The organism is Truepera radiovictrix DSM 17093 (genome assembly GCF_000092425.1).
GTDB lineage: Bacteria > Deinococcota > Deinococci > Deinococcales > Trueperaceae > Truepera > Truepera radiovictrix.
Genome location: NC_014221.1, coordinates 216,302 through 228,953 on the forward strand (window position 1 = coordinate 216,302; position 12,652 = coordinate 228,953).

The following is a 12,652-nucleotide window of genomic DNA, read 5'->3' on the forward strand; positions in this document are numbered from 1 at the left end:
CCATGGAAGCCTCTTTGCGCGCCCAAGCGGCGGCGCACGCCGAGCTGCTCAGCGCTTGGTACAGCGCCCTGCCCGAGCTCGAGCTCGCTACGCTCGACCCTAAGACCACCGCGCTCGTCAGCGTCGACGTCCTCGAGGGCTTTACCCGTTTGGGGGCGCTCGCAAGCCCTCGCGTCACCGCCATCATCCCACACGTGACCGAACTGCTCACGCGTTTAGACGCTCTGGGCGTGCCGCATGAGCACGTCGCTATCATCCAAGACGCCCACCCCGAGGACGCGGAGGAGTTTAACGCTTATCCACCCCACTGCGTCGTCGGGACGCCCGAAGCCGAGGCGGTCCGCGAACTCCGGGCGCTGCCCAACTGGGGCAGCTACCGTCACTTTCAAAAGAACAGCATCGCCAGCCACACCAGCGAGCCGTTCGTGGCGTGGTTGGAGGGGCTCGCGGTCGACACGATCATCGCCGTCGGTGACGTCACCGACCTCTGCCTCTACACCCTCGCGCTGCACCTGCAGGTGCGCACCCTCGCGCGCGGCTTAGGTCAGCGCGTCGTGGTCCCCGAACGCTGCACGCAGACCTGGGACGCCCCCGACCACCCCGGCGACCTCTACCACCTGCTCTTTTTGCACCAGCTCGCGCGTAACGGCGTCGAGGTCGTGCGCGCGCTCCGTTAGCCCGGCTAGTCCGTTAGCCCGGCTAGCTACCCAGCGCGGCTGTGCGCGTTGCCGCACGGCGCACCAAGGTTTCTGATAGCATGGCGTGCCCCCGGCGGAGGCTCGGGGGATAAATGGAATAAACCTATGGATTTTATAGACTAAAGGGTTGAGGAAAGGCGACTATGAGTTGGGAAGCCTGGTTTAGCGTCTTCGTGATTCTTTTCAACGTGGGGCTCTTGATCTTTACGCGCGTCGGCGCCGACATCGTGCTCGTCTCAGGGGTAACGCTTTTGCTGCTGACCGGGATCCTAACCCCTTCAGAAGCGCTCTCGGGGCTCGCGAACGAGGGGATGGTGACCGTCGGGGTCCTTTACGTCGTGGTAGCGGGGCTGCGCGAAACGGGCGCCATCGGTTGGCTGGGGACGCGGCTCTTCGGGCGACCCAAGTCGCTGCCGGGGGCGCAGCTTAGGATGATGGCGCCGATCACGGCGCTTAGCGCCGTTTTAAACAACACCCCGCTGGTCGCCATGATGATCCCCGCGGTCGGCGACTGGGCCAAACGGCAGAACCTGGCCCCCTCGAAACTCATGATCCCGCTCTCGTATGCAGCCATCTTGGGGGGGACGTGCTCGCTTATCGGCACGAGCACCAACCTCGTGGTCTACGGGCTCATGACCGAACGCACCGAGCTGCGCTTTGGGCTTTTCGACATCGCTTGGGTCGGCGTCCCGTGCGCGGTTGTCGGTATCACCCTCGTGGTGCTCTTTCACCGCTGGCTCTTGCCGGACCGCCGCTCGGCCATCGGCCAGCAGGGGGACCCGCGCGAATACACCGTCGAGATGCTCGTCGAGGAGGGGGGACCGTTGGTCGGCAAGACGATCGAGGAGGCGGGGTTGCGGAGCCTGCCGCAACTCTACTTGGCCGAGATCGACCGCGGCGGGCGGGTGATCCCGGCGGTCGGGCCGCAGGAGCTGCTGCAAGGCGGCGACCGGCTGCTCTTTGTCGGCATCGTCGAGTCGGTCGTGGACCTGCACAAGGTGCGTGGCCTCATCCCGGCGCCCGACCAGCTCTTTAAGGTGACGACCCCGCGCCCCCGGCGCATCCTGGTCGAGGCCGTGGTCTCGAACACCGCCCCCTTGGTCGGCAAAAGCGTCCGCGAAGGGCGTTTTCGCTCGTTATACAACGCTGTCATCATCGCCGTAGCGCGTAACGGCGAACGCATCAACCGCAAAATCGGCGACATCGTGCTGCAACCCGGGGATACGCTGCTCCTCGAGGCCTCCCCCGAATTCGCGCAGGCGCACCGCAACTCGCGCGACTTCTTCCTCGTCAGCCGCATCGAGAACTCCAACCCGCCGCGCCACGAGCGGGCGCTTCTGGCCCTCGGCATCCTCCTCGGGATGGTCGCTACGGTCACGCTGGGGTGGCTCAGCATGCTCCAAGCGGCCCTTCTCGCCGCCGGGCTCATGCTCGTGACGCGCTGCATCACGGGTTCGGTCGCGCGGCGCAGCGTCGACTGGCAGGTGCTTATCGTTATCGCCGCCTCGTTCGGCCTCGGTCGCGCTTTGGAGGTCACCGGCGCCGCCGAGACGATCGCCTCGAGCCTCGTGGCGCTCGCGGGCGGCGACCCCTACTTGAGCCTCGTCATGATCTACCTCATCACGATGCTTTTCACCGAACTGATTACCAACAACGGCGCGGCGGTGCTGATGTTCCCCATCGCCCTCGCGACCGCGACGGGGCTCGGCGCCAACTTCGCGCCCTTTGCCATCTGCATCATGATGGCGGCCTCGGCGAGCTTCTCGACCCCCATCGGTTATCAGACCAACCTGATGGTCTACGGTCCGGGCGGTTACAAGTTCACCGACTACTTCCGCGCCGGCATCCCGATGAACTTGACGATGGCGGCCGTGACGCTCCTGATCGCCCCGCGCGTGTGGCCGTTATAGGCCGGTAAGGCGTTCTGAGCGGTGAGCGACCGGCACAACCCCGAGCTCATCGCTCGTTGCGCGCTGGCCTAGTAGTACACGCTCACCTCGCCGTTGGTCAGGGTGATCCACTCCTCCGCGCTAAAGAGCACCCCGCCTGTAAGCGACGCGCCCAGGTAGTACCGCGGTTGGGCGATGAGCTCGGCGAGCGCGCCGCTATGGTTGGGGCCGCCGATGAGCACCCGTTGGGTCACGCCGGGGGTGAGCGTGATGGGCTCCGAGAGCGGCACGTCGGCGTCGCTCGGAAAGACGCAGGGGCTTTCGGGCGGGGTGGTGCGGCCGTACACGCGCACCGTGGCGGGGCCGTCCCCCACCGAAGTGTAGGTGGCGTCGGCGCGGTAGTCGGCGCCGCGAAAACCGCTTGGGGCGGACTCGGTGATGGGGCTAGGCGCGTAGCAGATGAGCCCCGCGCTGCTGTTGCCGGGGATCGTCACGTCACCGACGGGGACGCGGATGGGCGCAAACGAACAGCTCGCGAGCAGCGCGCTGCAGGCTGCGGCGCTCGCAAGCGTGGTGCGTAGCGAGGAAGGCGTCATCTACTCAGGATAAACCCCCGACGGTTAGAAACCGCCGGGGGCACCACAAAGCGCTCTTTCTGCGCGCGTGGCGGGGGGCGGGTGCTACTGCACCTGCGCCGCTGAGCTGACGCCCGCCTCGTCCCCCTTGGGCGGGACGAAGTCGGGCTGCGACTCGTCGAGGAGCATGATCTTGATCACCTCGTTGAAGTCGCGCACGGTCGTCACCTTGAGGTCGTTGAGGATCGCCTCGGGGACATCCTCGAGGTTGGCCTCGTTGGCCTCGGGGATGATGACGTGCGCGATCCCCGCTTGGTGGGCCGCTAGGAGCTTCTCTTTAACCCCGCCGATGGGGAGCACGCGGCCGCGCAGCGTGATCTCGCCGGTCATGGCGATGTCGCCCCGCGCGGGGCGTCCGGTCAGGGCCGAGACCACCGCTGTTGCCATGGCGATCCCCGCCGAAGGGCCGTCTTTGGGCGTCGCGCCCTCGAGAACGTGCACGTGCAGGTCGCGCTTTTCGTGGAAGTCGGCGGGGAGGTTGAAGTCGTGGGTGCGCGTGCGCAAGTAGGCGATCCCGGCCTGCGCGGACTCTTTCATCACGTCGCCGAGCTGCCCCGTCAAGGTCACCTTGCCCTTGCCGGGGGTGCTCACCGCTTCGATGTCCAAGGTCACGCCGCCGACGGCGGTGTAGGCGAGGCCGTGGGCGAGGCCGACCTGCGGTTCGCGCTCAGCGCGCTCGTCGCGAAAGGGCGGCACGCCCAGGAGTTTGCGTACGGCGCGCTCGTCAAGCACGCGCTCCCCCTCCCAGGGGCTGCTCAAAAACTCCTTGGCCGACTTGCGCGCAAGCTTTGCCAGGGTCCGGTCCAAGTTGCGCACCCCCGCCTCGCGGGTGTACTCGGTGATGGTGCGGCGCAGCGCGCTCTCGGTGAGCGCCAGCTTGCCCTCCAAACCGTGCGCCCTAAGCTGACGCGGGACGCGGTAGCGGCGCGCGATCTCGAGCTTTTCGTCCAAGGTGTAGCCCGGGATCTGGATGACCTCCATCCGGTCTAAAAGGGGCCGCGGAATGGTCGCGAGCGAGTTCGCCGTGGTGATGAACATGACCTTCGACAGGTCATAAGGGATCTCTAGGTAGTGGTCGGCGAAGGTGTTGTTCTGCTCGGGGTCGAGGACCTCCAACAGCGCCGACGAGGGGTCGCCGCGAAAGTCCGAGGTCATCTTGTCGATCTCGTCTAAGAGGAACACCGGGTTGAGTTTGCCGGCCGTTTTCATCCCCTGGATGATGCGCCCCGGCAGCGAGCCGATGTAGGTGCGGCGGTGGCCGCGGATCTCGGCCTCGTCGCGGACGCCGCCCAAAGACATGCGCACGAACGCGCGGTTTAAGCTGCGGGCGATCGACTTGCCGAGGCTCGTCTTACCGACGCCAGGCGGCCCGACAAAGCAGAGGATGGGGGCGCGGTAGTCGCTGTCTTGGCGGTCTTTGGTCAGCTGGCGGACCGCCAAAAACTCCAAGATGCGCTCTTTGGGCTCCTCGAGCGCGTAGTGGTCCTCGTTCAAGATGCGCTCGCTGTGGGCGATGTCGAGGTGCTCTTCGTCGACCTCCGACCAAGGCAGGTCCAAGATGGTGTCGAGGTAGGTGCGCACGACGGTCGCTTCGGGGCTGCCGCCGGGCATCTTCTCGAGGCGTTCGATCTCCTTGAGCGCGCGCTTCTCGGCCTCTTTGGGCATGTTCTTTTCGGAGACGCGTCTGCGCAGCTCTTCAACCTCGCTCAAGGTGTCCTCGCCGCCGCCGAGCTCCTTTTGAATCGCCTTCATCTGTTCGCGCAGGTAGTACTCGCGCTGGTTGGCGTCCATCTGCTGTTTGACCCGCGCCGAGATCTGCTTTTCGGTGTCGAAGCGCTCGAGGTCGCGCGACAAAAAGCCGTAGACGAGCTCCAGGCGTTTGCCCGCGTCGCTCTCCTCCAAGACCGCCTGTTTGTCGGCGACCTCCCAGGTGCTGTACTTGGTCACCACGTCGGCCAAAGCGCCGGGGTCTTTGAGGCTGCGCAGGTTTTCGAGGTGAAACGAGTCGAGGCGCAGGTTTTTGTTCTGCTGCGCGTAGTCGCCAAAAGCCGACTTGACCTGTTCGACGAGCGCGCGGGTGCGGGTCTCCCCGCTCGTGTTGGTCTCGCTCAGCGTGCGGACGCGCGCGCGCAGGGTCATCCCGGGGAGGTAGCCGATGACCTCGGCGCGCTCTTTGCCCTCGACCAAGACCTGCAGGGTGTCGTCGGGGAGGCGGATCACTTGTTTGATCACACCTAGCGTACCGGTGGTGTAGAGGTCGTCGCCGCTCGGGTCGTCGATGCGGGGTTCGCGCTGCGCGAGCAGCAGGACCCGGTTGTCAGCGGCCTGCGCCTCCTCGAGCGCGCGCTTGGACTTCGGCCGACCGACGTCGACGTTCTCCAAGGTGCGCGGCAGCACCACGACGGTGCGAAGGGCGATCACGGGCAGTTCCCATTCCATAGCGCTAGTAAACCGCACGGGGGTGCCTTTTACCGTAAGGTGGCTGACGCGAGAGCGCGCTCTAGAGCGAACAAATAGCCAGCTCCCCGGGGGTAGCCGTGGTGATCGTCGCCCGGGCTGTGGCGTCTAAAAGCCGCGCCGCTACGGGTTGAGGGGGCGTTTAAAGATGAGCGACGAGTTGGTCAGGTGCAGCTCGTGCGCCGCTTTGGGTTCGTCGACCGAGCTGAGGTTGAGAACGCCCGCGAGCTCCCAACCCTGCGCGCCGAGGTCGTTGAGAAGGTCGACGAGGCGGGTGCCCGCGCCTATGGGCGCCTGCTCTTGCCCGCGGCCAAGGACGATCAGGCGGCTGTGCCCCTCTTTCACCGGTTTGGTCGTCATCATCACCTGCAAGTATTCCCAAGCCATGCCCCTAGCCTAAACCAGCGAGCGGCACTTTGCACAGGCTTTGAATAGGCGTCGTGCCCCTCTAAAAGGGGCTTGGCAGGTGCAAACAAGCCAGCGTACTCGTCGCCGCAGCTGTATACGCCTTACAGCTCCCCTTATGAGTACACATCGAGCGGGTCCTTGACAGCCCCGAGGGGCTACCGTATAGTCCGGGCAATTTGCACGTGACAGGGGGGCATGAGCGTTTGGGTGGCGAGGCCACCGCACGGCTTTGCGTCGCGTGGGTGCTGCGGCGCCACACGTAAGCAGCGCTCGAGGTGGCGACCTCGAGCTGTGGAGCTTTCGCTCAGTAAGGAGTGGCAGATGAAGCGTGCTTGGTACCGACGGATCGCGCTGACGGTGGGTTTGGCGTCGCTTTTAGGGGTGAGCGCGGCCCAGGAGGTTCGCTGGACGATGGCGACCTCGTGGCCCTCGAGCCTCAACTTTCACCAGCTCGCCGAGGAGTTCGCGCAGAACGTCGAGCGGATGAGCGGTGGGCGCATGGTTATCGACGTGCAGCCGAGCGGGGCGATCGTGGGCGCTTTCGAGGTGCTCGACGCGGTCGACTCGGGCATCGTCGAGATGGGGCACTCCTGGTCGGGTTACTGGATCGGCCGTCACCCGGCGGCGCCCTTTTTCGCCTCCATCCCGATGTCGTTCGAGGCGCCCATGTACATGGCCTGGTTTTACGACGCGGGGGGGATCGAGCTGTGGAACCGCCTCTACCAGGAGCTGATGGGTCTAGACATCACCGTGATGCCCGTCGGGGTCTATCACCCCGAGACGTTCGCGTGGAGCAACGTCCCCATCCGCACCCTCGAGGACTTTCAGGGGCTGCGCTACCGCACCGCCGGGTGGTGGGCCGACATCCTGCGCGACACCGGGGTGTCGGTCGTGTCGCTGCCCGCTGCCGAGCTCTACCCCTCGCTCGAGCGCGGCGTCGTCGACGCCGCCGAGTTTAGCACCCCCTGGGCCGATCAGACGCTCAGCTTCCACGAGGTGACCCGCTACTACACCGGCCCCGGGATGCACCAACCGGCGATCGTCAACGAGCTCATGATCAACCGCAGCGCGTGGGAAGCGCTCCCCGAAGACCTCCGGGCGATCGTCGAGGCGGCCGCCGAGGCGATGGTGGTGCGCAGCTGGTCGCGCGATCTGGTGCGCAGCATGGAGGCGGTGGCCTTTTTCGACGAGTCGGGCCAAGAGCGCGTCGAGGTCGACGTCGAGACGCAGCGGGCGCTACGCGAGGCGTCGTTTGCCTACCTCGACGAACTGGCGACCCAGGACGCCTTTTTCGCCGAGGTGTGGGAGTCGGTACAAGCGTTTTACGACCGCTACGTCGAGTACGAGGCGTTTATGGTGCCGGTCCGCGCGGAGCCGCGCGAGTAGCGCGCGTTCGAGCTGCCGATCGAAGAGGAGCACAGCTCCTCTTTTCGCTTTTTCGCTGTGGAGGGCGCTGTGTCGGGAAGGGCGTTATGGCTGTTTTAAGGGGGCTTCTCAAGGGGATCGACGCGCTGACGGCGGCGATCGCCAAGGTCGTGGCGTGGCTTTTGCTGCCGCTCGTGCTCTTTATCGCCTACGAGGTGCTCATGCGCTACGCGTTCAACCGCCCGACGCTCTGGGTGTTTGACATGAGCTACTTTTTGACCAGCCTCGTCGTGAGCCTCGGCGCGGCCTACACCCTGCAGCGCAAGGGGCACGTGAGCGTCGACGTGTTCTACGAACGCTTTCCCGAACGCGTGCGCGCCTTTATCGACGTGCTCTTTTATCTCCTGCTCTTTTTCACCACCTGGCTCCTCATCATCAACGTCATGGTGCCGCACGTGATCAACTCGTGGCAGCGCGGCGAGCTCGCCGCGACCGGCATCTGGCGCCCCCCCATCTACCCCTTTAAAACCTGGATCCTCGTCGGGGTCGTGCTCCTCGTGTTGCAAGGGGTGGCCGAGTTTATCCGCGCGCTCTTCGTGCTCTTAGGGCGCCCGCTTGAGACCCCACCCCCCGCTGCCGCCGAGGGCGACGTGCGCGACGAGATCTTGCTGTGAGCGTGTGATGAGCGTCGAACTGATCACCTTTTTCATGTTCGCCTCGGTGCTCGTGTGCATCCTCCTGGGGTTTCCCATCGCCTTCGTCCTGGGGGGGCTGGCGGCGGTGTTCGGCTACTTGCAGTTCGGTCCGGCGGTCGCCAACATCTTCATGCTGCGCCTTTTCAGTGTGCTGCAGGACAACGTGCTCATCGCCATCCCGCTTTTCGTGCTGATGGGGGTGGTGCTCGAGCAGACCGGTATCGCCGGGCGGCTGTACGACGCGGTCCGCCTGATCCTCGGCCGCCTCCCGGGTGGTCTGGCGGTCGCGACCGTCGTTACGGCGACCATCTTCGCCGCGGCGACCGGTGTGGTCGGTGCGGCCGTGGTGACCATCGGTCTTTTGGCGGTGCCGTCGATGCTCAAGTACAACTACTCGCGCCCCCTGGCGACCGGCGCGATCTGTGCGGGCGGTACCCTGGGCATCTTGATCCCGCCCAGCATCCTCCTCGTCGTCTACGGCCCCATCGCCGGGGTGTCGGTGGGTCAGCTCTTTATCGCCTCTATCGTGCCGGGGCTTTTGCTGTCGGCGTTTTACATCCTGTACGCGGTCGTCCTCTGCTCGCTGCGCCCCGAAGCCGGCCCGCCGCTCAGCCGAGAGGAGGCGAGCGTCCCCGCGCGGCGCAAGCTGTGGCTCTTCGTGACCTCGGTGTTGCCGGTGTCGCTGGTGATCTTGGCGGTGCTCGGAACCATCTTTTTCGGCCTCGCGGCGCCGACCGAGGCGGCCGGGTTCGGCGCCTTCGCCGCGCTCGTCCTCGCCGCCTTGTACCGCCGGCTCACCCTAGCGACGCTGTGGAAGTCGGTCGAGAACACCCTGCGCGTCTCCGCGATGATCTACCTCGTGCTGATCGCGGCGGGGTTTTTTACAAACGTCTTTACCCGTATCGGCGGGGGGCGGGTGGTACGCGACGTGATCTTGGGGCTCCCTTTCGGCGAGCTCGGGACGCTCGTCGTGATGCTGCTCTTTATCTTCGTGCTCGGCATGTTTATCGATTGGCTGGGCATCATCATGATCGCGGTACCGCTCTTTACGCCCATCGCCACCTCGCTCGGCTACGACCAGCTGTGGTTTTCGATGATGATCATTATGGTCTTACAGACCTCGTTTATGACCCCACCCTTTGCCTACTCGATCTTCTACCTCAAGGGCATCTCGCCCCCCGAGGTCAAGACCACCGACATCTACGTGGGCGTGCTCCCGTTTTTAGGGCTACAAGCGCTGGTCATCGTGCTGCTCTACTTTTTTCCCGCCATCGCGCTCTGGTTACCGTCGTACATGCAGCAGTTTAGGTGAGGCTCAGCGTCTCGGGGAAAGCCTGGCGAGCTGCGCCGCTTCGGGGTGCATGTCTAGGTTCTGTTGACGTTTCACCGTAGCCAGATGAGGGTAGAGGCAAAATGGAGGAAACTGAGGTAATTGCGAGCGAGCTTGTCGAAGCGCGAGAAGCAACGTCTGTAGTGTTTCAGCTTGCCAATGAAACATTCGATGAGGTGGCGTTCTTTGTAAAGCTCCGGGTCATACGCGCTGGGGTCTTTGCGATTTGACCTGGGTGGAATAACCGCTTGTGCTCCGTTCTCGGCGATAGTGGTGCGGATGTGTTCGGCGTCGTAGCCTCTGTCGCCAAGAACGAAGTCGGCTTCGTACCCCGTCAGCAAGGCCTCAGCGTGAGGTGCCTCGTGCGCTTGACCTGCCGTGAGCAAGAGACGCAAAGGATTGCCCAAAGCATCGACGGTTACGTGAATCTTGCTGCTGAACCCACCTCTGCTGTAACCGAGGGCTTGCGCTTCTTGCCCCCTTTTACTTTGGGTGCGCCCGCAGCACAAGCATGTGCGCGAATCACTGAGCTGTCAATCATTACGCTTTCCATATCGGGGTCGGCGGCAAAATGCTCGAACATCTCATGCCAGACTCCCCGCTCGCTCCAGCGGTCAAAGCGTTTGTAGACGCTGTTCCAACTGCCATACTTCTCTGGCAACAAGCGCCACTGTGCGCCGCTGCGGTCCATCCACATCACAGCCTCGATAAAGCGTTTGCACTTACGCGCTTTGCCCACATGTACCCGAGGGTGCTCGCGTAGAAACTTGAGGATTTTTCGCCACTGGTCTTGCCTGAGTTCTACCGTGCTCATACCTATTTCTAGCATCTACGCTCGTTAAAGTGTCAACAGAACCTAGCTCGAGGGCCCACGCGTGCGCGGCAGCGAGCGCGTGCGCGGCAGCGAGCGCGTCCGGCTCAGGCTGGCGCGTGAGCAGCGCGACCCAGAGCTGCAGCTCGAGCGGGCGGTGGGGTGCGCGCCGCGCGGCGCGGCGACCCCGTTGTAAGGCGTCGGTGGCCGCCGCGCTGTCCCGGGTGACGAGCCCCAAAGCGAGACAGGCCCTGGCTTCCCCTATGGGGTCGGCTGCCTGAGCCAACGCGCGCGCGGCGAGCGCTTGGGCTTTGCCCCAGTTGCCCCAGAGACCCTGCGCCTGCGCGAGCCCCGCGAGCGGTTGGGTCACCGAGACGCCGCCTAGCTCGGTGAGGCCGAGGGCGCGCCCGAAGGGCACCAGCACCTTTTGCCGCTCCTGAAGCGCTAGCGCGACCTCGCCCAGCCCGCAGAGCGCGGCGACCGTAAGGGGCCGTGCCTGAAGGCGTTCACCAGCCTCTAGCGCGCTCCGGTAGTGCACCTCGGCCGCCGCGTAGGCGCCGAGAAAGCGCTTCGCGTGGCCCAAGTGGAGGGCTGCGTAGGGGTCGTGGAGCGTGGCGAGGAGCGCGGCGGCCTCGTGCAGGCGCCCGGCGCGAACGTGCTCGATGCCGGCTACAACCTCTGCGCGCGTCTCCACGTCCCAAGCTTACCGCGACGCGCGCTACGGCGCGCCCCGGCGACCGCCGAGTAGCGTAAGCGCATGAACGCGCTTATTGTCGGGGCAACCGGGGGGATCGGTTCGGCACTCGTGACGGCGCTCAAGGGGTCCTACGCGCTCACCTTGGTCGGGCGCGACGCGCGCAAGCTGCAGGGGTTGGGCGGCGGGGCGACGCTCGTCCCAACCGACGTCACCAGCGAGCTCGAGGTCGAGGCGCTGTTCGAGGACCTGCCGCCGCAGGACCTGCTCATCTACGCGGCGGGCGCCATTCAGCCGGCGCCTTTGAGCCGCACCTCGGCCGAGGCGTGGGCGCGCGTCGTGGACACCAACTTAACGGGGCTCTTTTACACGCTGAAGCACGCCGAGCCGAAGCTCGTGACGGGGGCGCGGGTGTACGTCCTCGGCGCCCGCCCCGAGCTCGTGAACTTTCGCGGCTTCGGCGCCTACGCGGCGGCCAAAGCGGGCGTCGCGGCGCTCGTCAAGGTGGCCGCTGCCGAGTGGCGGCGCAAGGCGCACCTCACGCTCGTACTCCCCAAAGCGGTCGCCACGGACTTCTGGCAGAGCGTCGGGCAGCCGCCCAAAGACGCGCTCTCACCCGAGGACGTCGCCGAAGCCATCGTGAACAGCTTGCAGGGGGAGCCGCAGGCGGAGCTGCGCGTCGGTTAGACCGGCGCGACCGCCGTCCAGCGGAGTTCGTTGTCGATAATGCTGAGCTCGACGCGCCCCGTCTCCCGCAGATAGCTGAGGTACGCGCTCACCACGCAGAGGTTGAGGTGGTAGCGGGGGAGGTCGTTTATGACGATGCCGAGCGCTCGGCAGCTGGCCCGCAACACGGCGCTCGTGGGAACCCCCGTGCAGGCCGCTGCCACCGCCGCCGCCGCCCGCTCGAACGCCGCGAGGTTGGCCCCGACGAGCGCGGCGACGTCCTCCGTCGGATCGCCGTGTCCCGGCAAGACGGTGCGCGCGCCCACATCGGCGACCCGCTCGGCGCTCGCTATCTGCCGAGCGACGTCCTGACCGAAGGGCAAGGGGTACTTGTCCAGCACGTCCGTCCCGAACACCGCGTCGGCGGCGATGAGCACACCGTCTACGTTGACCGCGTAGTGGGTGTGGGCGTGCCCGGAGGTGTCGAGGATCTCGAGCGCCAAGCCGGCCAGCTCGAGTCGCCCCGGCGCCAGCAGCTGGTTCACCGGCGACGGTTTCGCCATCAGCCATTTGGAGAGCAGCTCCTGGGGCGGTTTGGCGCCGTGAAAGAGGTAGACGGGCTCGAGGTAGGGGTTTTGCAGGATGCTCGCCTCGAAGGGTGGCGCGTAGACGCTGAGCCCCAGGTTGCGCACCAAAAAGTCGTTGCCGCCGTAGTGGTCGGCGTGGGCGTGGGTGTTGAGGATCGCTATGGGGGTCACGCCGAGGTGCGCGCACGCCCCCTTGAGGCGCCGTCCGGCGTCCTTGTCCTGGCCGGTGTCGACGATCACGGCCTCGCGCTCGTCGCCGACCACGAGCGCCGCGTTGACGCTGCCGGGGAGGTAGAAGACGCGCTCGCTGAGTTGGATGGGGGCGTCTGCGGGCACGCTTCAGCGTAGCTCGAGGGGTGGGGGTTAGGAAGCAGTAGCTAGTAGTCAGGGGTCAGTAGCTAGTAGTCAGGGGTCAGT

11 protein-coding genes and 1 pseudogene are annotated in these 12,652 nt (G+C 65.6%); 6 read left to right on the forward strand and 6 right to left on the reverse strand.

The window, feature by feature from the left end:
• Nucleotides 1-2: 2 nt before the first annotated feature.
• Nucleotides 3-677 carry a cysteine hydrolase family protein gene (locus tag TRAD_RS00970; RefSeq protein ID WP_013176710.1) on the forward strand — a complete coding sequence of 225 codons (675 nt, stop codon included), beginning with the start codon at nt 3-5 and terminating at the stop codon, nt 675-677.
• 164 nt (nt 678-841) lie between these two features.
• Nucleotides 842-2,608, forward strand: a complete 1,767-nt coding sequence (locus TRAD_RS00975; RefSeq protein WP_013176711.1) for an SLC13 family permease — start codon at nt 842-844, stop codon at nt 2,606-2,608.
• 68 nt (nt 2,609-2,676) lie between these two features.
• Here the strand turns inward: TRAD_RS00975 and TRAD_RS00980 are convergent, their stop codons facing one another.
• From TRAD_RS00980 to TRAD_RS00990, 3 genes are all read right to left on the reverse strand, one after another.
• Nucleotides 2,677-3,183 carry a hypothetical protein gene (locus TRAD_RS00980; RefSeq protein ID WP_013176712.1) on the reverse strand — a complete coding sequence of 169 codons (507 nt, stop codon included), beginning with the start codon at nt 3,181-3,183 and terminating at the stop codon, nt 2,677-2,679.
• A gap of 84 nt (nt 3,184-3,267) precedes the next feature.
• The gene (gene lon / locus TRAD_RS00985; protein WP_013176713.1) at nt 3,268-5,661 is read right to left on the reverse strand and encodes an endopeptidase La; all 2,394 of its coding nucleotides are present in this window, start codon (nt 5,659-5,661) and stop codon (nt 3,268-3,270) included.
• A gap of 141 nt (nt 5,662-5,802) precedes the next feature.
• Nucleotides 5,803-6,066 carry a hypothetical protein gene (locus tag TRAD_RS00990; RefSeq protein WP_013176714.1) on the reverse strand — a complete coding sequence of 88 codons (264 nt, stop codon included), beginning with the start codon at nt 6,064-6,066 and terminating at the stop codon, nt 5,803-5,805.
• A gap of 342 nt (nt 6,067-6,408) precedes the next feature.
• Between TRAD_RS00990 and dctP the strand changes: the two genes are divergently transcribed.
• From dctP to TRAD_RS01005, 3 genes are all read left to right on the forward strand, one after another.
• Nucleotides 6,409-7,473, forward strand: coding sequence for a TRAP transporter substrate-binding protein DctP (gene dctP, locus TRAD_RS00995; RefSeq protein WP_013176715.1), 1,065 nt, complete (start codon nt 6,409-6,411; stop codon nt 7,471-7,473).
• An 86-nt stretch (nt 7,474-7,559) separates the two neighbouring features.
• Nucleotides 7,560-8,126: a TRAP transporter small permease subunit gene (locus tag TRAD_RS01000; RefSeq protein ID WP_013176716.1), complete on the forward strand. Its 567-nt coding sequence runs from the start codon at nt 7,560-7,562 to the stop codon at nt 8,124-8,126.
• 7 nt (nt 8,127-8,133) lie between these two features.
• The gene (locus TRAD_RS01005; protein ID WP_013176717.1) at nt 8,134-9,459 is read left to right on the forward strand and encodes a TRAP transporter large permease; all 1,326 of its coding nucleotides are present in this window, start codon (nt 8,134-8,136) and stop codon (nt 9,457-9,459) included.
• A 71-nt stretch (nt 9,460-9,530) separates the two neighbouring features.
• On the opposite strand, the pseudogene TRAD_RS15550 reads toward TRAD_RS01005, so the two are convergent.
• Together TRAD_RS15550 and TRAD_RS15880 are read right to left on the reverse strand one after the other, a co-directional pair.
• Nucleotides 9,531-10,291 (reverse strand): annotated as a pseudogene (locus tag TRAD_RS15550) (IS5 family transposase).
• Nucleotides 10,200-10,982: a hypothetical protein gene (locus TRAD_RS15880; protein ID WP_013176718.1), complete on the reverse strand. Its 783-nt coding sequence runs from the start codon at nt 10,980-10,982 to the stop codon at nt 10,200-10,202. The pseudogene TRAD_RS15550 and the gene TRAD_RS15880 overlap by 92 nt, the downstream one beginning before the upstream one ends.
• 63 nt (nt 10,983-11,045) lie before the next feature.
• Here TRAD_RS15880 and TRAD_RS01015 point away from each other — a divergent pair, with 63 nt between their 5' ends.
• A complete protein-coding gene (locus tag TRAD_RS01015; RefSeq protein ID WP_013176719.1) occupies nt 11,046-11,669 on the forward strand; it encodes an SDR family NAD(P)-dependent oxidoreductase in 624 nt (207 codons plus the stop codon).
• Here TRAD_RS01015 and TRAD_RS01020 read toward each other — a convergent pair.
• Nucleotides 11,666-12,571, reverse strand: a complete 906-nt coding sequence (locus TRAD_RS01020; RefSeq protein ID WP_013176720.1) for an MBL fold metallo-hydrolase — start codon at nt 12,569-12,571, stop codon at nt 11,666-11,668. The two genes, TRAD_RS01015 and TRAD_RS01020, sit on opposite strands and share 4 nt — an antisense overlap.
• Nucleotides 12,572-12,652 lie beyond the last annotated feature (81 nt).